Annotated in this window: 16 protein-coding genes; 11 read left to right on the top strand and 5 right to left on the bottom strand. The window is 59.3% G+C overall.

What is annotated here, in order from left to right; translation table 11 throughout:
* Positions 1-905 precede the first annotated feature (905 nt).
* From ABIB66_RS35465 to ABIB66_RS35445, 5 genes are all read left to right on the top strand, one after another.
* The gene (locus ABIB66_RS35465; RefSeq protein ID WP_354210800.1) at positions 906-1,706 is read left to right on the top strand and encodes an acetoacetate decarboxylase family protein; all 801 of its coding nucleotides are present in this window, start codon (positions 906-908) and stop codon (positions 1,704-1,706) included.
* Between the two features lie 128 nt (positions 1,707-1,834).
* Entirely contained in the window at positions 1,835-2,635 is an 801-nt protein-coding gene (locus ABIB66_RS35460; RefSeq protein ID WP_354210799.1) for an acetoacetate decarboxylase family protein, read from the top strand.
* Positions 2,636-2,779: 144 nt separating this feature from the next.
* Entirely contained in the window at positions 2,780-3,394 is a 615-nt protein-coding gene (locus ABIB66_RS35455) for a helix-turn-helix domain-containing protein (protein WP_354210798.1), read from the top strand.
* Positions 3,391-6,243 (top strand): ATP-binding protein, encoded by a 2,853-nt coding sequence (locus ABIB66_RS35450; protein ID WP_354257849.1) that lies wholly within the window; start codon positions 3,391-3,393, stop codon positions 6,241-6,243. Before ABIB66_RS35455 ends, ABIB66_RS35450 begins: the two co-directional genes overlap by 4 nt.
* Positions 6,244-6,354: 111 nt before the next feature.
* Positions 6,355-9,234 carry an ATP-binding protein gene (locus ABIB66_RS35445; RefSeq protein WP_354210796.1) on the top strand — a complete coding sequence of 960 codons (2,880 nt, stop codon included), beginning with the start codon at positions 6,355-6,357 and terminating at the stop codon, positions 9,232-9,234.
* A 12-nt stretch (positions 9,235-9,246) separates the two neighbouring features.
* On the opposite strand, the gene ABIB66_RS35440 is transcribed toward ABIB66_RS35445, so the two are convergent.
* From ABIB66_RS35440 to ABIB66_RS35430, 3 genes are read right to left on the bottom strand one after another with little or no spacing between them, the layout of a single operon-like run.
* Positions 9,247-9,663 carry a helix-turn-helix transcriptional regulator gene (locus ABIB66_RS35440; protein WP_354257846.1) on the bottom strand — a complete coding sequence of 139 codons (417 nt, stop codon included), beginning with the start codon at positions 9,661-9,663 and terminating at the stop codon, positions 9,247-9,249.
* A gap of 57 nt (positions 9,664-9,720) precedes the next feature.
* Positions 9,721-10,860: a tetratricopeptide repeat protein gene (locus ABIB66_RS35435; protein WP_354210794.1), complete on the bottom strand. Its 1,140-nt coding sequence runs from the start codon at positions 10,858-10,860 to the stop codon at positions 9,721-9,723.
* Positions 10,861-10,906: 46 nt separating this feature from the next.
* Positions 10,907-11,851 carry a winged helix-turn-helix domain-containing protein gene (locus tag ABIB66_RS35430; RefSeq protein ID WP_354210793.1) on the bottom strand — a complete coding sequence of 315 codons (945 nt, stop codon included), beginning with the start codon at positions 11,849-11,851 and terminating at the stop codon, positions 10,907-10,909.
* Between the two features lie 354 nt (positions 11,852-12,205).
* Here ABIB66_RS35430 and ABIB66_RS35425 point away from each other — a divergent pair, with 354 nt between their 5' ends.
* The 5 genes from ABIB66_RS35425 to ABIB66_RS35405 all read left to right on the top strand — a co-directional run bounded on the left by ABIB66_RS35425 (position 12,206) and on the right by ABIB66_RS35405 (position 18,023).
* Positions 12,206-12,400, top strand: a complete 195-nt coding sequence (locus tag ABIB66_RS35425; protein WP_354210792.1) for a winged helix-turn-helix domain-containing protein — start codon at positions 12,206-12,208, stop codon at positions 12,398-12,400.
* Entirely contained in the window at positions 12,397-14,964 is a 2,568-nt protein-coding gene (locus tag ABIB66_RS35420; RefSeq protein WP_354210791.1) for an ATP-binding protein, read from the top strand. Before ABIB66_RS35425 ends, ABIB66_RS35420 begins: the two co-directional genes overlap by 4 nt.
* 518 nt (positions 14,965-15,482) lie before the next feature.
* Positions 15,483-16,058: a hypothetical protein gene (locus tag ABIB66_RS35415; protein WP_354210790.1), complete on the top strand. Its 576-nt coding sequence runs from the start codon at positions 15,483-15,485 to the stop codon at positions 16,056-16,058.
* Positions 16,059-16,273: 215 nt separating this feature from the next.
* Positions 16,274-17,425 (top strand): OpgC domain-containing protein, encoded by a 1,152-nt coding sequence (locus tag ABIB66_RS35410; RefSeq protein WP_354210789.1) that lies wholly within the window; start codon positions 16,274-16,276, stop codon positions 17,423-17,425.
* 211 nt (positions 17,426-17,636) lie between these two features.
* A complete protein-coding gene (locus ABIB66_RS35405; RefSeq protein ID WP_354257843.1) occupies positions 17,637-18,023 on the top strand; it encodes a GAF domain-containing protein in 387 nt (128 codons plus the stop codon).
* Positions 18,024-18,856: 833 nt separating this feature from the next.
* Here the strand turns inward: ABIB66_RS35405 and ABIB66_RS35400 are convergent.
* Both ABIB66_RS35400 and ABIB66_RS35395 read right to left on the bottom strand, forming a co-directional pair.
* Entirely contained in the window at positions 18,857-19,138 is a 282-nt protein-coding gene (locus tag ABIB66_RS35400) for a hypothetical protein (RefSeq protein ID WP_354257840.1), read from the bottom strand.
* Between the two features lie 1,641 nt (positions 19,139-20,779).
* Positions 20,780-21,013 carry a hypothetical protein gene (locus ABIB66_RS35395; protein WP_354210786.1) on the bottom strand — a complete coding sequence of 78 codons (234 nt, stop codon included), beginning with the start codon at positions 21,011-21,013 and terminating at the stop codon, positions 20,780-20,782.
* 96 nt (positions 21,014-21,109) lie between these two features.
* Between ABIB66_RS35395 and ABIB66_RS35390 the strand changes: the two genes are divergently transcribed.
* On the top strand, positions 21,110-21,418 hold the full coding sequence (locus ABIB66_RS35390) for a fumarylacetoacetate hydrolase family protein (RefSeq protein ID WP_354257924.1): 309 nt from the start codon (positions 21,110-21,112) through the stop codon (positions 21,416-21,418).
* Positions 21,419-21,652: the final 234 nt, after the last annotated feature.

Below are 21,652 nucleotides of genomic sequence, written 5' to 3'. Positions count from 1 at the left end.
CTGTCGAACAGGGCTGAGGCGACGTCGACGGTCAGCGTCGGCCAGGCGATCGCGAGCTCATACAGGTTCATTGTAGCGATCGATCCGGCGAAGCTGCACACCGTCGTCCGTCTGGGGTAACACTTGATCCCGCAATAGTGCTTTGAGCTGGAAAGATCGTGAAAGTAGGCCCGTTCCAGCGGTCGCGAACACGCCGCGCAAACAGCTGAACTGCGCGGCGCCATGTTGTTCACGACCACAAACTTCATTGTCGGAATGGCCATCTGCTCGATCCGTCTATCTTGTTGTACGCTTGCGAGTGCTATTGCCATCTCTCGCGCGGGGCATTTGCGTGATGTCCACCTGGATCACCTGCCTGCATGCATCGCTTAGTTCGGACCCGCGCTCTCTGAGACAGGCCGCTATGCCATCGGCATTGGGGATGAACGAGCTGCAAAGTCTGAACACGTCGGGCGTGCATACCTGGCGCTGTTCCGCTGTCCCTTGCGAGGACGAGCGGGTGGGCCAAGTCGTTGCGAGCAGCAAGCACAGGGACAGGCATGACGCACCAAAGATCTCGACCACGACGGTGTCATCTATATTGGCCTTTCGGTTTCATTAGATGTCTCGCGTGGTTAATCGAAGCCAACACTAGACCTCATCACGCAGACATCGATACGCGATCGTTGGAGCAGGGGCTTGTCGCCAAACGTCATCGTTTGTAGCTTCCGATCCTGATGCGGCCCTGCCTGGAGAGTGGGCTCGCAGACGCGGAGGTTGTTTGGTTCGACCGGTTTGTGCCAACGTCGGACACGCAGAAATCACCAAGTCATTACACGTTTGTCCAAGCGTTGAGGTTGACACCAACGCTAACGTTCTATGTTGGAATGACACGCCTGATACGGACTGGTGGCGGGGCGAGGACAATGCTGCAAGGATTCACTGCTCCTCGGTCGCCGCTCGGGGCTGCTGCGCTGGTCCCGTCGCCACCCTGGCACTTCGCGGGTGACGTGCTCGCGGTGGAGTTCTGGAATGATCCCGATGTATCAGTCCATATCCTTCCCACGGGTGTGGAGCTTGATGAGCAATGCCGGGGCCATTCTGTTGCGGTCTTCACAGACTATCAGTTCACCGCGCAGAACGATGAGCATCTGGACCCGGCCAGATATCAGTGTCGCGGATTCAGCGTTCTCCTCGACGCGATGTGGAACGGGACGAGAATAGCGTGGTGCCCATACTGCTATGTGGACAACGACGCCGCATTGATGAGAGGCTGGATTCAAGGCTACCCCAGGAAGTTCGGCGCTATACACCAGACCCGGACTTTCGCCGCTGCGAGCATGGCGTCGGCGGCCGTCGTCCAGGATGGCAGATTTTCGGCCTGCATGTCCGCACATGGCCGCATGCTGGTGCAGGCGGGCGTCACTTTGCGCGAAAAGGCCGACCATCTCGTCGGCTTGCTCGATCGGCGGATTGTCGGACGGCGCCATTTTCCGCGGCTTTCCGCGGGCCTGCACGACAAGCCTGCCGTCGATGAGCTCGTGCGATGCGTTTTGGACCACCTCCTGATCACGAACGTCTGGATTGGCGAGGGCGAGCTCAATTTTCCGGAAGCCTATGGCGAGGAGTTGGATATGCTGGGGCCGCTCAAGGTGGGGCGCGGATACCGGTTCTCGTTTTCCTATTCCGTCACCGATATCGAGGTTTTGGCAGACCTGACTGCCTAGCAATGGGTCGATGCCAACAGGTGTTCCGGATTGCGGCAGGAATAGACAAGTCGACGCATTTCAATCAAATCCAGCGACGCAGGTTCCGATAGCCTCTGCGTCGAAAGCGATGCACTCAGGACGCGGGAATGCTCAAGGGCTTTACAGTTCCAAAGTCGCCATTCGGCCAGGCAGCTCTAACTCCACCGCCACCCTGGCACTATGCCGGAGATGCTATGGGAGTCGAGTTCTGGACCGACCCCGACGCGACGGCAGCCACATTGCCGAGCGGTCTTTCTCCCGATCCGAAGTCAAACGGCCACGCCGTCATGATGTTCGTGGATTGGCAATTCACCGCCCAGGACGACGAATATCTCGAGCCGGCCCGTTATCAATATCGCGAGGCGTTTGTCCTGGTCGATGCAATGTATCGCGACGTGCCGGTCATGTGGTGTCCGTACATCTACGTCGATAACGACGCTGCGCTCGCGCGCGGGTGGACGCAGGGATTTCCGAAGAAGATGGGCAGCATCTTTCAGACGCGCTCCTTTGTGGCCTCAGGGCCCGCGGCGGCGCCGATCGCGCCCGGAAGCCGGTTCGGCGCCAGCCTCTCGACGCATGGCCAGCGTCTTGCGGAGGCATGCGTTACCCTGCGCAAGCCGGTTGAGGACGGATTGTCTCTGTTCAGCCGCCCGACGGTTTTGCTGCGATATTTCCCGCGACTGGTGGCTGGATCTCAGGACAAGCCTGCGGTCGACGAGCTGACGATGTCGGTCACCGACAATCTCATCGTTGCCGGCCCATGGATCGGGACGGGAGAGCTCAACTTTCCGGAAACGAAAGGCGAAGAGCTCCACACGCTCGCGCCGAGGCGGATCGAGGCGGGATTCCGCTATTCACTCTCCTACTCGATTAGCGATCTGAAGGTTCTTGAAGACCGGGGCTCGTAAGCGATCTATCTGGAAATGAAAGACTTTTGCTCATTTTTCGAATGGTTGCCCAGCAACAGAGCATTTGCCCGCATTTAACAGTTCAGAACACTACTTAACAAGCCAGGAAGCTCCCCGTGCTGCACTCTTTCGCCGATCCAGGCTGTGGGGCTGATCGTCGAGGGAATGACTATGGCAGGACTTTCGGTTACCGCACCAGGATCTTCTTTGGCATCCGACCAACAGTTCAATCTGGTTGCGAACAGCCTCGCCATGCTGCTTGAAACAGCAAGGCGAGAGCTGGAACGTGATCGAGATGCGGCCAAGGTGTCACTGGCCACTGCATCCCACATCCTGCAAGCGGAGATCGAGCGCTTTTCGGGCGCTAACGGCTCAACGAGGGGCGGTCTGGCGGCGTGGCAGATCCTGCGCGTGCGAGCTTACATCGACAGCAATCTGCACCGCACCATTCACATTCGGGATCTCAGTGCGGTCGCACGTCGAAGCCCGGCGCATTTTTCCCGAAAGTTCAAACAGGCCGTTGGTGATTCGCCGCATGCCTACGTGGTGAGAAGGCGCCTGGAAAGAGCCTGCCACCTGATGATGACCAGCGCGGCGTCACTGAGCGAGATAGCCCTGAGCGTGGGCTTTTCCGATCAAGCACATCTATGCAGGCTCTTCAGGCACGCCTTTGGTCAAAGCCCGGCCAACTGGCGACGCAAGCTCGTAATCCCCTGCGAGCCCACTCCGAGAGCCGACATGGACGAGAATATCTCATGAGCGGTCAGCAGGGGACAGTCCTCAGCTTCGGTCCCTTCGAACTATCGATCGCAAACAGGCTCCTGACGAATGAAGCGAAAATCGTGCCGCTCGGCGCGCGTGCCATAGATATTCTCATCGTCCTGGTGGAGCAGGCAAACAAGGTCGTCGGCGGAAGAACTCTGATCGAACGCGTTTGGCCCGAGAAGGGAGCCGAACAAGTCAGCCTGCGTGTCCATATTTCGGCGCTGCGGAAGGCGCTCAATCAGAGCGACCCCGGCAGGCGATACATCGCGAACATACCCGGGCGGGGGTACAGCTTCATCGTACCAGTTACCTCATGTGCCTCACAAGTGTCAGAGAATGCCAAGCTGCCTCCGAGGCCCCGAGTGCCCGCGCGCCTGATGCGGATGCTCGGACGAGAACACGCCGTGGCCGAGATCCAAGCGAAGCTAGCCGGGCAGAAGTTTGTCACGATCGTCGGGCCTGGCGGCGTCGGCAAGACCACGGTGGCGGTCGCGGTCGCCCACGAAATGTGTGCAGCTTTCGACAGCCATGTTCTTTTCATCGATCTGAGTGCGCTCGCCAACGATTCACTCGTCGCGCCGGCCATCGCAACGTCACTCGGCATGTCGGTGCAAACGAGCAATGTCGTGCCGGCTTTGATCGATCGTTTGCAGGAAAGGCCAACGCTCATCGTTCTCGACTGCTGCGAGCATCGGATCAGTGGCGCCTCCGCCGTCGCCGAGGAACTGATTCGCCGTGTTCCGACATTGCATTTGCTCGCGACCAGCCGGGAGGCGATGCGCGTCGAGGGTGAGCATGTCTACGAACTCGGTGGGCTTGAATGCCCTCCGGAAGATAGTGACTTGTCGGCGCGGGATACGCTGAAATACCCTTCTGTTCAGCTGCTGGTTGATCGCGTGCGGGCCGTGCGAAGTGACTTCGAGCTGACGGACGCGGATGCGCCGATTGCCGCAAGAATCTGCCGGCGGCTTGATGGTATTCCCTTGGCAATCGAACTCGCAGCCTGCAGGGTCGACATATTCGGCCTTGGCAAGACCGCAAGCCTGCTCGACGAACGACTGAACCTGTCATGGGTGGGGCGCAGGACCGCCCCGTCGAGGCACCAGACGTTGAACGCCACACTAGAGTGGAGCTACGATCTGCTCGGCGAGGCAGAGAAGCGCATATTGAATCGACTGAGCGTATTTGGCGGCGGATTCACGTTCGAAGCGGCGGTTGCCGTTGTCGCCGATGAGATGGTCGATGAAGCAAGTGTATCGGATTGCATCTGGGAGCTTCGTTCGAAGTCGATGATTGCCGCCCAGGGACAGGAGGGCCGACTTCGCTTGCTTGACCCCACCCGCGCATTTGCCTTGCAGCGATTGGCGAGGACTGACGAGCCGGACCTTTTTCGCTGCCGTCACGCCCTTTATTTCACCGACCTGTTTAGGCAGGGCGCGGCGGCTGACACATCGGGCTGGCCCAAGGCCCTCGGAATCGAGGTCGATAATCTCAGGGCTGCTCTGAATTGGGCGTTTTCAGCCAACGGCGATGCGAAAATCGGCGTCGAACTCGCCGCGGCATCGGCAAGCGCCTGGATGGGCATGGCGCTGCTCAACGAATGCGTGGAATGGATGAGGAGGGCCATTAGTCATCTCGATGACGAGAATTCGGGTACACGACAGGAGATGGTTCTTCAGTCGGCCCTCGCCAGCTGTGTGATGTTCACCGGTGGTATGACAGAAAAATCATACGCGACCTGGGCCAAGGCGTTGCTTCTCGCAGAGGGCCTGAACGATATCGACTATCAGATGGACGCGCTGCTCGTGCTGTGGGCTCACGAGTTGCGCGTTCCGAATTACGCAGAAGCGATCAGGTTGGCGGACCGCGGCGGCGAGGTTTCGGAAGGAGCAGGTCGGATCGGCGCCATCGCGACGGCCAACTATATGCGCGGTATAGTTTACTACCATGCCGGCCGAATTGTGGAAGCCCAAAGCCTGCTGGAATTGTCGCTCCATCGTGATGATGAGGCTGCACGACAATTGCTGATCAAGCGGTTTGGCTATGATCGCAAGGTCGACAACCTGGCCGGTCTTGCGACCTTGGCGTGGTTGCGAGGCTCTCCGGATCAAGCCCGCAGGTTCAACCGGATGGCCGTCGCCGAGGCGCGCCAATCCAATCGGACTGTGAATCTTTGCGGGGCGCTCACCTTTGCGGGCTTCATCGCATATTTGACCAATCCGGATGACGGCGAAGCCGAGGCACTGGTGGACGAACTCGTCACCTATGCCGGGAAATACGCTCTGCATAACTACCAGGGCTTTGGTCTCGGCATGCAGGCCATTTACAAAATCAGACGAGGAGAGCAGATCAGTGCGGCCTGCGCAATGCTCTACGCAGGCCTCGAGAAGCTGTCTGCGGCCCGCTATGGAATTTTCGATTGGTTCTTGCAGGCGGAGTTTGCGATGGGTATGGCCCTCGTGGGCCGGCCGAGCGAAGGGCTTGATATTTTCGAGCGTGCGACGATCGATCTCGGCGAAAGCCGATGGTATGGCCCGGAGCTGTACCGCATCAGGGGCGAATTGGCGCTGAGCAGCGGCGAGGGATTGGCGGCTGGCAGGCAATACTTTCAGCGAGCGTTCGAGCTTGCAAACGAGCAAGCAAGCCTGTCGTGGGCGCTCAGGGCAGCGACCAGCCTCGCCATTGCCGAACGGTCAACCGGACGAAAGGAAGCTGCGTGGCGCACTTTGCAAGCCACTTTCGGGAAGTTTCGGGACGATCTTGAGAGCCGCGATCTACGGCTTGCTAAGCAGGTATTGACCGTTTCGCATTCGCACGATGGCACCGCCAAGTCGATGCAGTGACAGGCTTGTTGCAAAAGGTGGTTTCGGATACCACTTAGGGGCTGGGAGTGCGTTTGCACGAGACTGACGGCGAATGGTGCAACCAAATCGTCGGTCTTGGCGGAAAAATAAATGTCGGTCCAACAAGTTGGTTCACCGAGTGCAGTGCGGATCTGGTTTGGCCCATTTGAGCTGAGTGTCGCCGAGCGCTCTCTCAGCAAGGCGAACCAGGTCATTCCACTGGGTGGCAGGGCGTACGACATCCTGATCGCTTTGCTGGAAAACGCCGGTGAAGTCGTCCCGAAGTCCGATCTGATCGCGAAGGCTTGGCCTGACGTAACGGTTGAGGAGGGCAGCCTACGCGTCCATCTGTCGGCGCTGCGCAAGGCACTGGGCGACGGCCAGTTCGGCAACAAGTACATCGCGAACATCCAGGGCCGCGGCTATAGCTTCATCGCGCCGGTCTTGCGACTCCCCGCGGACCGCGGCAGGGGAAGTGCATTTTCGGGATCATCCAACCTGCCGCCCGCGCTGGGCCGAATGGTTGGTCGCAACAACGTGGTTCTTGAGATCCAGCGGATGCTTCGGACGGAACAGCGCCTGATTACAGTTTTGGGTGCTGGGGGCATAGGCAAGACAACCGTTGCCCTGTCAGTCGGGCACGGGGCGCTGGCCGACTTCTCCGGGGCGGTATTCTTTGTCGATCTTTCAACGTCAAGCGATAATGAGCAGGTCGTTGGCGCCTTCGCTTCCGCGGTCGGGCTCGCCCCGCAATTGGTCGATCCAAGGGAGGCATTGCTCAATTTTCTGCGCGCGCGCAGGGCGCTTGTCATTCTCGATAGTTGCGAGCATGTCATTAAGAGAACCGCGGAGATCGCCGACTATATCTTCAGGAATGCCCCCGAAATCTACATACTGGCGACCAGTAGGGAGAACTTGCGCGTTCCCGGTGAACGCGTATTGCGTCTTTGTCCACTGGACTGCCCGCCAGAGCAGCCGCGACCGACCGCGTCAGAGGTGCTTGCCTATCCGGCAGCACGGTTGTTCGCCGAACGCCTCGGTGCTCGCCGCGGCAACTTTTCGCTCAGTGACGACGAAGCTCCCTTGGTTGCCGAGATTTGTCGCAAGCTCGACGGCATTGCGCTCGCCATCGAGCTCGCCGCCGGAAGAGCCGCTGTCTTCGGTGTCGGGAATACCGTGGCGAGGTTGGGTTCGCGCCTCGATCTTCTGAAGTTTGGTCGCCGCACGGCGAATCCGCGGCATCAGACGCTCAAGGCAACGCTGGACTGGAGCTACGATCACCTCTCCGAGGTCGAACGAATTGTGCTGCGACGTGTCGCAATCTTCATCGGGCACTTCTCATTGGAAGCGGCGTGCGCGGTTGCGGAGCAGGGAGGAGTTGACCGGTCCGAGATCGAGGCCGCGGTCGAAAGCCTTGTTAACAAATCGCTCATTGTGGCGTGGCCCAGCTACCGGCGGATGCTTTATCGATTGCTCGACACCACACGCTCCTATGCCTCGGATAAATTGGCCGAGAACGGTGAGCATCATTCCATGGCGGCGCGCCACGCGAGCCATCTGAGCCGATCGTTGCAGGACAACCGCGGGAATCTCTTCGATCTGGAGCCCGGACAAGCTCTGACAGACGCGACGCAGCACAATCTTGGAGACATCCGTGCCGCGCTCGAATCGAGTTTTGGTCCCAATGGAAACGATCGCGCGGCCACACGAATGGCAGCGGCAGCCTCGCGCTTGCTTCTCGCCAGGTCGCTTTTCATAGAGTGCCGGGATTGGATGGAGAAGGCGATCGATCGGATTGCTGCGGACGACGACCCGCATGACCAAATGGAAATCCACGCTTCGCTCGCCTTGTCGCTGATGTTCACCGCCGGCAACAGCGAACGGGTTCGCGATGCCTTCAATACCGCGTTGACGCTCGCGGAACAGCTCGAGGATGCCTACCAGCAGCTGCGTCTTCTCAGCGGGCTGTCGATGTATCTTCATCGTACGATCGACGCGGCGGGCAGCCTTGAGGTTGCGCGACGTGCAGAGGCCGTCGCGAACAAGACCGGAAATCCGGAGGATGCGGCGCTTGTGGATTCGATGCTGGGAGCTGCGTACTATATGCTTGCGGACCACGTTCGCGCGCCAAAATACCTCGAACGGGCCCTGAGCGGAGCGCCGGCTTCCCGACGATTCAACGCAACTCAGTATCTGTTTGATCTACGCACAACCTCGTTGTTCAACCTGACCCGATCGCACTGGTTCGCCGGCAATCTCGACAGGGCCGCCAGTCATGCCAAAAGAACCATCGAGGAAGCAGAGAGATCGGACCATCCGATCGCGCTGTGTCGAGCCCTGATTCTGACGATGCCTCTCTATTTCTGGACTGACGAGCTGGGACAGGCCGCGCGGAACCTCTCTGCGCTCGAGCTCACCGCCGAGAAATATTCACTGGAGCCATTTCGCGCTGTCGCCGTGGGACTTAAGGGGCGCTATCTGGTCCGCGTCGGCCAGGCAGAGGATGGCATGTGTCATCTGCGGGACAGCTTGGAAAAGCTGCGGGGCCTGCGATACGAAATGCTTGTAACGGATTTTGTCTCCGAATTGGCCGTGGCTCTGGCAAATCAAAACCAACGCGCGGAAGCGCTGGCTCTCATTGATGAGTCGATCGCAACGCAGCTTGGATCGAACAGGCCTCTTCACGTTCCGGCTCTGTTCTTGGCCAAGGGCTTGGCCCTTGCGTGCGGAGAATCCCAGCAGCTTGATTTGGCTGTGGGGTGTTTCAAGGACGCAATGACGCTGGCAGCGCGACAATCGGCGCTTTCGTTTGAACTGCGGGCAGGATTGGAGCTTGCGCGGATTTGGGTTGATCGGGGTCAAATCCGAAGGGCACATGAGCTCATCCGAGCCATCTACAGCCGGTTTATCGAGGGCTTCGAAACGCCGGATCTCGTGTTGGCGAGGCTAGTCCTCGAACAGACGAGTGTTCTTGCGCGGCAAGCCGGATGAAGGGGCGAAGCGTCATTGTGTGGTGACAATGCCAAGGGTCTGTGCGCGTGATACGGCCTGCGCGCGCTTCTCCACGCCGAGCTTGGTGAAAACGCTCTTGAGGTGCGACTTCACGGTTTCGGGGCCGATATCAAGGCTTCGGGCGATTTGCTTGTTGGACAATCCATCCGCGATCAGCGTGAGAATGTCAGTCTCGCGACTGCTCAATCCGCCGAGAATCCGTGCGTTTGAGCTCGGCGCCGAACGATCTTGTCGTGCTCGCTGCAGACCCGCCGCGAGCCGATCGGCGTATGGGATCAGATCCGTTCTGAGGTTTCCCCCCTCTCGGGTGGCTCGAAGAAGCTCGGAAATGACCGGTCCCTCGTCCAGAACGGTCTGATAAAGGCCGGCCGCCCCAGACGCGACAAGGACGCGGCGGAAGCGGCTCACGGCCTCCGCGGTTGCCCGCGCTGAGCTGGACGGCCGACTGGCGGATCGCAATGCAGATCAGGAATTGACGGTTTTCCATTGCTTCGACTGGTGCTGCAATTGTTGCAGCATTGAAATGGCCTCTTCGGGATGAGCTTGCTGGCCCAGCAAATGAGCGCGGGTCAATTTGTGGTACCATTCAATCTCCGACCAGGCGCCAGGCCTCGGCGCAGGGTATTTTCGCGAAAGGCGTTCCAGGCGATCGACGCATGCGGCGGCTTCGTCCAGCCGGCCATCCTTCAGGTAGAGCCGTGCTTGCTCCGCGATCACGCCGCCCGAGAGCCTGCCCCAATTCCGCCCGACGCCCAGATTTTCTGCCCGCTCCAGGAGGGTGCGGGCTCGCTCGAAGTTCATCCGAGCCGCGGCGACCCTGGAGATCACGAAATAGGTGCTCCACCCGCAGTCGAGCATTGTCCCTGAGTTGATCAGCGGGATGCGATCGATGACCCAGGCTTCCGCCTCATCGAGCTCGCCTTGCTCGTATTTGATTCGCGCGATCAGACTTGCTGGCAAGGCCGCGGCAATTGAGTTCGGGCCGACATCCTGCTCGGCAATCCGCAAGCCCTCGCGGTAGTGCTCGTCCGCCGGCGTGAGACGTAGCTGCCGCTCCTCAGCAAGCCCGTTCAGGCAGTGCCGATACACCGAGGCAAAGACATTTCTGCGATCCTCCTCGACCGAATAGGGAATCCACGGCGTCGCATGAAATTGCTTAAGGTCGCCCGCCTTCATATGGCTGAAGCGCACGACGTTTGAAGCAACGTTCGCGGTCCAAGGATCGGATGAACGGTTCACGCAATCCTGCGCCAGAGGCAGCGCGCTTTCGCTGTCATCCTTAAGCGCGATGGCGACCGAGCGGATCGCCTGGCATTCGCACAGCAGGTTGCTGTTCGGTAGAAGCGTTTTGGCGATATCGCCTTCGATGTCGGTTGCGAGCTTCAGGGCCTCGTCAAAATGAAGCGCGAGCGCCAATCCCCAGGCGATCGCCAATCGGACGTCGCACTGACCTCGCATGAGTTCGTCGGGAAACTGCCGCTGCCATTCCAGCAAGGTGAAGAGATCGCCTCTCTTAATCAACGCCATCGCGCAATTGTTGATCCAGCCGATCGCGCGATCAGGAGCGCCAGCTGTAATCGCGTGCTGGACCGCCTCGGTCCACAATTCGTGGGAGGCATACCAAAGGGCCGCACGCCCGTGTTCAGGAACTTCACCCGCGGTCTGCCTCCAGCTGCCGTCTCAGATATTCAGCAAGCAGCGTGTGATAGCGAAACCAGACACCATCATTGTCGAGCGGCGTGAGCAGCATCTGGCGCTGGGCGAGCGATGCCAGGATTGCACGGCTCGCGCTCAAGCCTGTGACAGCCTCGCACAGAGGACCGGAGAGCCGATCAAGAACGGCCGTTCGCAGCATGAAGTCGACCAGTTCGACCGGAAGCGCGTCGAGCATCTCCGTCAGGTAGGCGCCAACCGGGCGCTGCGAACCCGAGAGATTGTGGACATACTCCCTCAGGCCGGATCCGGACTGCGAAGGCATGGATGAGATAATCCGCAGCGCCGCGGGCCACCCTTCGGTCTTGCGCTGCAAGAGTTGGACGTCGGGGAATTCCAGAACTCCGGGTTTGGTGCCGTCCAGAAATGCCGTTGTCTCCTGCATGTCGAACCGCAGGGCTTCGGCATCGATCTCGATCAGCTGGTTCTGGGCGCGCATGGTCGCGAGCGGCAGCGGAGGTTCGGTGCGCGTCGTCAGCACCACGTGACAGTGGGACGGTGAGTGCTTCAGAAAATACGCGACGGTCTGATGGATGCAGGGAGCGCTGACCCAGTGATAGTCCTCGAGAAACAGGCAAACATCATCCTCGATCTCCGCCAGATCGTTGATCAGGCTCGACAGGATCGCCATAGGGTCGATCAAATTGTTCTCGAGGATCAGCCCGATCGCGCCGGCACCGACGTCGGGACAGGCCTGGTGCAGCGCTTGCGAGACGTAGAATAGAAACCGCGTGGCCTCATCGTCGTCTGAATCGATCGTCACCCACGCAACGGCATCGCCGTTTTGCTCGAGCGTCTCGGCCCAGGTGGCCGCCAGTGAGCTCTTGCCGAAACCCGCAGGCGCCTTGATGACGCCGAGTCGCTTGGCTGGGAGCTCGGACAAGATGGCGAGAAGCCGGGGTCGTGCGACCAGCCCCCCGAACCGTGCCGGCAGGATCTTGGTCGCAAGGAATGGCAGCTGCCCTCCGCGGGCAAAGTGCCCGTTGCACGTGTCGGATGGCTGGAGCGCGGCTGGATCAAAGGCTCGCCCTACCCACATCGGTCCTCCCCCCATTCGGGCGATGCACATAATGGTGAAAGTGTACGATCTCTGTTAGCGAGAGGGAAGCGCCGGGCATCGTTGGTTGTATGCAGTCCGCATGCCGGTCGCCACGTGCTGATCCCTTCAAATCCGCGCGTGGGGCCGAAGGCAAGCCGATGTCTATCAAGAACGCACGCTTGGGTTTCGAGCGGATCATTGAACATCCGGGAAAAGCACCTCAAGCCTGTACCAAAAGCCATGGCTGACGATGAGCTTCGTGGAAATCTACTGTTTGGCCACTTTGAGCTTTCGAGCAGGAAGAGGGAACTTCGGCGCGACGGCGTGGTGCTGCCCCTCGGCAGCAGGGCCCTGGACATCCTGATCTACCTTGTCGAGCGTCCGGTGAGGTGATCGCAAAGCAGGAGTTGATCGATCACGTCTGGCCGGACGTGACCGTCGAGGAGGGGAGCATCCGGGTCCACGTGGCCGCGATCCGCAAGGCGCTGGGTGACGGCCAGTTCGGCAACCGCTTCATCGCAAACATCAAGGGACGGGGCTACTCGTTCGCCGGCACGGTGATTCCCCTCGGAGGCGCCACGGAAAGCGGGAGCGCCAGATCTCCGCACCAAGGCAGGCTTCCGGTGCGACCAATCACGATGATCGGACGCGAGACGGTGGTCAGGGAGGTCAGCGACAAGCTTCGAAATGATCGGTTTGTGACGCTGCTCGGTCCCGGTGGCATCGGTAAGACGACCATTGCCTTGGCCGTCGGCCGCGCCGTCGCTGAGGGGTTCGGCAGCGAGATCTATTTTGTCGATCTTGAAAGCCTCACCGATCCGAACCATGTCGCTGTGGCCGTCGCGACCTCCCTGGGACTTGCACTCGAATCGAAAGATCCAAGCCTGGAGCTGGTCGACCTCATTCGGTCGCGAAAGCTTCTCGTCATACTCGATAGCTGTGAGCATGTGATCGAGGCGGTCGCCTCGCTTGCCGAACAACTCTACCGGCAAACGGAAGAGGTTCATGTCCTGACCACGAGCCGAGAATTGTTGAAAGTCGAGGGTGAGTATTGCTGCCGGGTTCTCCCACTTGATTGTCCGCCAGACGGCTCAGAGCAAACGGCAAATGCGGTGCTGCGATATCCGGCAGTGCAGCTGTTCGTACGGCGTGTGGCCGCGAGAGCAGGTGGTGTGGTTCTCACCGACAAGGAAGCTCCATTCGTCGCGGAAATGTGCCGAAAGCTGGACGGGATTCCGTTGGCAATCGAGTTGGCGGCGGGTCAGGTGGCGGCCCTTGGCCTCAAGAACACGGTTGACCTCCTGGTGTCCCGGTTGGAATTGCTGAAACTAAGCCATCGGACGGCAGTTGCCAGACATCGGACGCTCAAGGCGACATTGGATTGGAGCTACGATCTGCTGACCGACGCAGACAGGATCGTCTTCCGACGCATCGCTTCCTTCGTCGGCCATTTCACCCTGGATGGCGCGCGGTTTGTAGCGGGTGAAGCCGGCGTCGGCGCTCAGCAAATCTTCGACGCGGTCGCAGGCCTGGTTGAGAAGTCGTTGATAGCAACCCGGATCGATGCGGCGCAGGCGCAGTATCGGTTGTCGAACACGACCCGGGCGTATGCACTCGCAAAACTGGAGGAACATGCCGAAGTCGACATGGTCTTCGGCCAGCATGCAGAATACCTCGCTGGACACCTCGAATCGCTGAGGCAGAATCTGTCAGCCCTGCCCGGTGCTGAAAGAGTTGCAGCCTATTCGGACCAATTGAGCAATGTCCGTGCGGCGCTCGAATGGAGCTTTGGCCCGCACGGGGATGCCGAGACGACAACGAGACTGGCCGCCGCTTCCACGCAGGTGTTTCTGGAATTGTCACTGCTGATCGAGTGCCACGCATGGGCGGAACGCGCGATGGCAAGCCTTGGCAATCCGCTTCAAGATCCTCGCCGCGCAATTCAAATCTCTGCATCAATACCTCTGACCTTGATGCATACGGAAGGTAACGATCAACACGTCCGGACCGCTTTTGCGAATGCGCTGGAGATTGCGATCGAACAGGAAGATCTCGCTTATGAGCTGAGGATTCTAAGCGGTCTCTTCATGTATTCGCACTGGACCATGGACATTCGAGGCGCGACCGTCCGAAGCAAGAAGCTGGCGTTGAGGACGGGGGAGCACGACGACATGGCGCTGGCGGAAGCCATGTTGGCGGCCTCCGAACATCTGTTGGGAAATCACCTCGCAGCCCAATTGCATTGCGAATCCGGCCTCCGGCACCTGGCGTCCGGACCACGCTCTCGAACGGAACCGTATCTTTTTCATTATACGAGCTTCCTGCTCGTCGGCATGGCACGTTCTCTCCTGTACAAAGGCCTGCTCGACCAAGCAGTGCATTATGCAAACCGCGCCAGAGAGGAAGGCAAGAGGTCAGGCCACCCCACCACGTTTTGCCGATCCCTGGCCTTGGTCCTTCCGGTGTTTCTGACCATGGCAGACTTGAGGCAATCGGATCGGTACATTGGTGAACTAAGTGATCTCTCCGCCGCTCATTCCCTGACGCCGTATCGAGCCATAGCGATCGGCCTGAAGGGGCAATGGTTGCTCCTTCAGGCCAACCGCGTCGACGCAGTCCAATTGCTCAAGGGAGCGCTGGAGGGGCTTCACGCCCAGCATCAGGAGATGCTGAATATGGATTTTACCTGCGATCTGGCTGCGGCTCTTGCGGACCTTGGTGAGCACGAACAAGCGCTAACCCTGATCGTGAATGCAATCGAGCAACAGCAGCGCGCGGGCAAGCTTCTGCATATGCCCGCTTTGTTAAGGATGAAAGGACTCATCTTGGCCTGCCGATCGGCCGAAGATTGTCTTGAAGCCGAAGGAAGCCTGCTGTTGGCAATCGACTGGGCGAAGCGCCAGTCCGCCGCGCTATTCGAACTGAAGACTGCAACGAGCCTTGCCGGCTGTTGCTGAAACAGGATCGCTTGCTCGAAGCCTACAAACATCTCAGCGTGGCCTTTGAGCGAGCGCCAGGGGGAACTGAATCTCCCTCTCACAGGCGCGCCCTGGAGCTCCTCGACCAGCTCCAATTCGGCGCCAGGTCAATCGGCTAGATCGGTCTCCTCGGCGGACCGTCACTGTCTGCGCAGGCCGGTTCAAGTCCTCGCATTCCGATACAAGCCCGAACCTGCAGTTGGGCGCATGTTGTGACTGCAAATATTGACAGCGGGTTTGAATGAAATGGGCAAGCTGCTCGCGGACATCATTGTCAAACCTTGCAGAACGCAGGCGTCAAGCATTGTTACGGCGTGGTGGGCGACACACTCAGTCGGATCGCGTGGCTGGCTCGAAAAAGCGACATCGAGTGGGTGTCGGTAAGACAGAATTTCCTCTAGCCGAGGCCGCTTTGCTGCAGCAGCGGTGTGGCAGCCTGATCCATTCGCCGCACGGCATGAGTGCGGCCAAGTATGGCTGCCATGGGTAGATCGAGATTGCTCAAATCGCCGGAGCTTGTGGCGTTGCCCGTGGCAAGGTATTTCGCAGTCGTCGGCGGCGCACTCGCCGCTCTTCTGCTGATAGCCGGCTGGACTTTGCCGGAGCTGCCGGATCGGTTTCCCGTTCGGCGGGACAACATCGATGGGGCGACTATCCGGATCGAATCCGCGCGCAAATGGCCGGAGAAGGTTGTCCTGGATACCGGCCAGCCGACATTCGCGCCGGCATCCATCGACGCAGCGCCGGCCCGGGATCAGGTCGCTCAACTGCCCGATGAAACGACGGATAAAGCGAGCGTCGCCCCCGTGGCCAATTCCGTGGCGAAGTCAAAAGCAGATGCCCGGCCGATCGCTGCCTATCATCCACCCATGCGAGCCAGGCATAAGACGACCAGGGTGGCTCAATCGACTCATGTGGCAAGAGGCCGCGGTCCCGCTGAGCTCCAGAGCTCGGTCGAGGCGTGCTGCTGGTTCGAGCCGATAGACAGGCGCGCAACGTCGAGACCTGCCTCGCGCAATCACGTCGCGCGTCGTGATTCATGGACAGGCTGGCAATTGCCGGAGGCAAATTGAAAGTCGGGGCTGATCTGCCAGCGTCGTCTCTTGTCTTCCAGTGAGCGCACATCCAGCATGCGCACGATTGTACAATACGAGCAGTTATGGGCAGTTATGCTAGGGGCGATCACGTCGAAATGCCGGCGCAGGCTCTAGACGCTGCAAATGGGGCACTGCGCAGGCGAGCAACCGACGGAAGAGATACCGTGCGTTAGAGCTTCGGTGCATTGACGATGAAGATTCTCGCGACGCTCCCGACGAAGGGCCGGGATCTCCGGCTGGACCTGTTCCGAGGCGTGGCAAATTGGGGAATCTTCCTCGACCATATTCCCAACAATATCGTGAACTGGGTGACGACGCGAAACTACGGCTTCAGCGATGCCGCGGATCTCTTCATCTTCATTTCCGGCTACACTGTCGCCTTCGTCTTCGCACGGATGATGCTCGAACGCGGGTTTATCATCGGCGCAACCAGGCTTGTGAAGCGGGTTTGGCAGATCTACGTCGCCCACGTCTTACTTTTCGTGCTCTATCTCGCCGAAATCGGATATGTCGCGCAGAGGTCTGGTAACTCCGGTTTCACCGATGACTTCAACATACGAGGCTTCCTCGACAATCCCGCGCAGTTCCTGTTCGAGGGGCTGATCCTGCGCTTCAAACCGGTGAACATGGACGTGCTGCCGCTTTACATCGTGTTGATGGGCGTCTTCCCGCCGATACTCTGGCTGATGCTGCGCAGGCCCAACATGACCCTGGCCGCTTCGGGGGGGCTCTATTTGGCGGTCAGGTACTTCGGCTGGAACCTTGTGGCCTATCCAACTGGCCTCTGGTACTTCAATCCATTCGCATGGCAATTTCTGTTCACGTTTGGGGCCTGGTTTGCGCTCGGCGGAGCGGCGCAGGCGATGCCGTTCATCCGGTCGCGTACTGCGTTGGTGCTCGGCATCGGCTATCTTTTGTTCGCTCTGGTAATGACAATGGCGGCCCGGTTTGACGAACTGCGGTCACTGATCCCGCCGGAGATCTACGGCGCCTTCAATCCGAACGATAAGACCAACCTCGCACCTTATCGCCTGCTGCACTTCGTCGTGTTCGCGTTCTTCGTCGTTCGTCTGCTGCCACGCGATTGGCCGGGGCTGGAATGGCGAATCTTTCGGCCCGCAATCAAATGCGGTCAACAGTCGCTCGAAGTGTTTTGCGCCGGGATATTCCTTTCCTTTGCCGCACAAGTCGTGTTGGTCGAGATTTCCGGCGCGATCTGGATGCAGATCGTGGTCAGCATTGTCGGGATACTGATGATGACCGCGCTGGCGTACTACCGGTCCTGGTCGAAGAACGCCGACAAGGCGCCGAAGGCCAAGCCGGTCGTCGCAGTGGCAGGTTGAGAGAACCCGAGGGATCGCCAAAGGGTCTATTCCGCCCTGATGTCGCTTGGCGCCTTGTTCGTCCAGCGATGGAACGCGCGGCGGAATTCGTGGCGCCGCTGAATCCGAGCGCCAACGCAGTGTCGTCGTTGGAAAGCCTGGTCGTGCGCAGATACTTCAGTGCAATCTGGGCACGGAGCTCGTCCAGCAGGCCGCGAGCCTTCCGGATCGGGTGGCCACAAGCAGGCTGCCCACCCACATCAGCGACTTCACAGCAGTTGACGGCGACCATCGTGATGATTTTTTGATCTCGGTGGAGAACGCAGGTAATCGAACGAGCCTGTTTGTGCCGTTGCTCAAAGATGATGAGATAGTCGGGTTGATTAGTCTGGCCCGCAAGCAGGTGCAGCCCTTCAGTGCGGGGAGAGGATTGTTCTCGACGCATAGCCCCTTTGATGGTCAATTCACGCTTGAGGACGCGCGGTATGTCGCAGGCAAATTCGGGATAATCACCTGGCGGCAACTCGGACCGACGAAGCGCAGGCACGGTATCGATTGCTGGACACGACGCGGGCATATGCACTCGAAAAGCTGGAAGAGCATGCCGAAGTCGGCGTAGTTCTGCGCCGGCATGTTGAATACATTGCCGGATGTCTGGCGACGCCTGATCGCCTCCGGGCTAAGCGAATACCGATCAGGTGAGCGCTCCGGCGCAACAAGCTAGATGAGAGGCGCAATCGACAAGCAGAGAAGCGGCACCGTGAGCCAATAGCAAGCATGGTGGCTGCAGCCTGCACTGGCAGAGAAGAACCAGCATGGGCTGAGCACAACCAGGCTCAAGGGTGCCGAGGACGTTGCTTTGGTCTCATTGGGCACTTAGCTGTGGGCCCAGGGGACACCGACCTCGTCGTGCACCAGCACCGCGTACGTTAGAGGCCGTCGCTTGCGGATGCCGACGAGTTGCCGTGGAAAGTCGGCTGATAGCTGGTCTTGGCCATATGTCTTCCCCAATGCACATGTCCAAGAACGGAAACAGGCACGACCGCTGGATTGTGGATCGAAATCTGTACTGCCGCGGCATTGCTGCGGATGTGACGGCATACACAAAAGGCCGCCTGCGTTGCCGCAAGCGGCCCAAGTTGAGGGAGGAAACGCCCAAAGGGGGCAGCGATAGCGGGAGCACTACCGCATACCCTAGCTAAGACGATCGCAGTCAGCGGCGCAATTGCACGTAGGTAAACTTCGGGCAACTAAAGGGGCCACGGAACGATACGAAGGTTTATGGCGCTCGTCCTTACAGCCGACCACCGCATTGAGGTAGACGAAAGCCCGCCACGGTGGGCGGGCTTGTCGCTTTCAACGGGCGCTCGAATTCAGCGGGGGGTCGTTGGGGCCGCGACCGCTTGTTGCGCTGGTGATTGGAGATGCGCGTGTTATCAGCCGCTTTTCAGATTAAGCAGAAATCTGCCAAATGTGCTCCTTTTGAATGTTCTTCACCCTATAGACCGGCGGGTTCGACCTGCCATCGAAGCTGATGTCAACAACTCTCGATTCGGTGTGTAATCTCTCGGCAATCAGCACTGCCTGCTGCAGGGATACTTGCGCGTTGCGGAACACCTCCAGCTCACGACCAATCGTCCTTTCAAGTTCGGAATTGTGTCCGTCTAGCGCGTGCGGTGTTTCATTCGATTTGGCAGTCGCCTCCGGCGAAGGCACGAAGGTCGACAAAATCACGACACGATGAGTCTCGTTTCCAACATCAGCAAGCTCCCGCGAATGCCAACTTTCGCAATTTCATAGTAGTGCCTACGGTTAGGTCGAACGCCATCCACGAGGACGGGTGTTGTTTCTGCCGCACGTGGTGACACACGGCCCTTTCCCGCGTGGACGACAACGGCTCAGGAGCTGGCTCTTACTGCGATACTCAAATGCGCTGCTTTTGCCACGAAGGCGCTGACCGACTACCTAGGTTTACGGAAACCGAATTACCCGGACCGATGAGGTCCAGCACCTGTACCGATGCGGAACCAGCTCCAATCAGGGTCATTACATTCCATCGGATCTATGCGTCGCTTCTGATAAGTCCGCTTGTCGAAATGTGCCTGAACGGCGCGATCCCTCCGAATTCCCCGTGTCCCTCGTAATCTCGACAACCTCGATCGCTAAACCCCCGCGCAACAAAACGGATTGATCGTCGAAGAACACTCGGGCAGGTGTTGCTGGCTCGACTTGCTAGTTGAGGCGGCATGTGTCGCGCTCGCGCGTCAGATACGTCCAAATCCGAACAGCTGCGTACAAGAGCGAGTCTCGTTGAAGATGCATAGTGGGATGCATCAATGATCCGCGGATTCCGCTGCTTGAAACTATAGCTGCGAGGACCATAGGGATCGACGGTCGAGTGCGACAGCCTCCACCAGCTCTTGGGAAGCAAAGGATCGCCTCTTCATGTCGGTGAACGTCCCGCAGCTACATTTGCGAGCTGATCGCCGCCTCGTACTTCGGGAAATGAGACCGCAGACAAGCCCTACCGCAAGCGGTCGCCTTGTAGATCGAGAGCGGCGGGGGTGAAGGAACTTGGTAGTTTCATTACGATTGTGGTCTGGGCCCTATTGTTCCTGGCGTTCTTAACGTTCTTAAGACCGAGCGCGATCCTGGCGGTGCAGGGGGGCGAGGCGATAGACGTCGTCTCGCGAGTAGGATCCTTAAAAAAGCCCGGACTGAATGGACAGCTGAATAAGTGCACGCTCTAAGCGCGTCGAGGACCAAATGTCGAAAGCATTTTGCTTATCAGATAGAAGCGGCCTCCGTTGGAAAGCGGGTCCCCTCACGCCCACCCGTGTCGGTTAGCCAATGCTCTCTGGCGAGCAGCAGCGCGCCGCTGGCGGGCCATCAAGTAAGTCACAACCATCGTGCGGCCACCGCGGTTCGATCGAGCTTATCAACATCTCGCCGATCACTGAGATCGCGCAAACCGGTATCAAAATGCGACGCAGATCTCGGCTCTGGCGTTTCCTACAACTAGGCGGCCAGTGAGCGCCGCCGCAATTGGCGGCCTCGTTGGATTCGGATGGGCACAAAGCGTCAGATATTCTTATGTAGCAAGATGTTTGGGGTTCCGAATATACCGGAAGTGAAGCTTGTCGGCTCCGATTGAGCGCCCGCAAGGTCGCATGTTCATTGAGAAGCGTTTGAGTGCAGAGCGATCAGAGCTGGAGAGATTAGCCAACGCTCCTACGAACCGCCTCAGATTCTGGGCGGCGGCTAGAACAAACTCGTCCTGGGCAGGTCGAGTCCACATTCCGGCGGCACGTCCGGCCTGGTGGTCGCTCGCCGCCTACCCGGTCGCCCCACCTCCCCTCGACCGACAGCGCGAGGCTATCCGAGCCGAGCCCGACCGAATCCAGTTTCCATGATCGCCCGCAGCGCTGCGAAGGTGCCGCCGGGCTTGAGGCACGCCTCGACTTCCGCCTCGAAGTCCGCACGCGGCATCTGCGCCAGGTCGCGCCAGCGCCGGGTCGCGTGCGGTTCATAGAGCTCGTTGTCGAAGACCAGCATGAACTGGGTCTGCACCAGTTCGTCCCTGCGAAGGCGGTCGCGTAGCAGGGGCACGGCGCTGGCAGCCTCGCTGACAGCCGCGATCCTTGAGTTTTCGTCGTCGGTCCCGGCAAGGGATTCGACGACAGCTGCCCGTTGGGACCCAAGCTTGTGCCGGCTCGCTTCGTCGATCCGAAGAACTTCGGTCTTCGGCTGTCCGTCAACGGCGAGGTGAAGCAGCAGTCCAACACCGGAGACATGATCTGGTCCGTGACCGAGCTGGTTTCCCTCCTTCCCGAACACGTTGCATTGGAACCTGGAGACATCCTGCTTACGGGTAGGCCGGAAGGCGTGGGCTTGGCTTCCGATACTTACTTGCGTACAGGAGACCAAATCGAAGCCGAGATCGATGGTCTCCGTAAGTTGCACGTTGAGATCATACCTGATGTGTCAACACCCAGAACGCCGCGCGCGGGATAATCCCTGCGACCGTCGATCCACCCAAGGCTCGCTAGGAATTTACAATGGGATCTGAAACCGCCGCAGCCAAGCTTCGGTTCATCGACGGCCAAGGGCTGGGATAGGGGTCAAACGTCTGAAGAAAGGTACCGCCAAGGAAAGAAGCGATACATCGGAGGTCCAGCGGGCGCTCGAACCTCTGTTCGTCCATCTGAACCTGGCCACCGATGCCGAGGCAGAGCTTGCTTCTCTCGG

Source organism: Bradyrhizobium sp. F1.13.3 (assembly GCF_040548265.1).
GTDB lineage: Bacteria > Pseudomonadota > Alphaproteobacteria > Rhizobiales > Xanthobacteraceae > Bradyrhizobium.
Note: the sequence above shows the minus strand (reverse complement) of the source record. Positions and strands in the feature narration are given on the sequence as shown.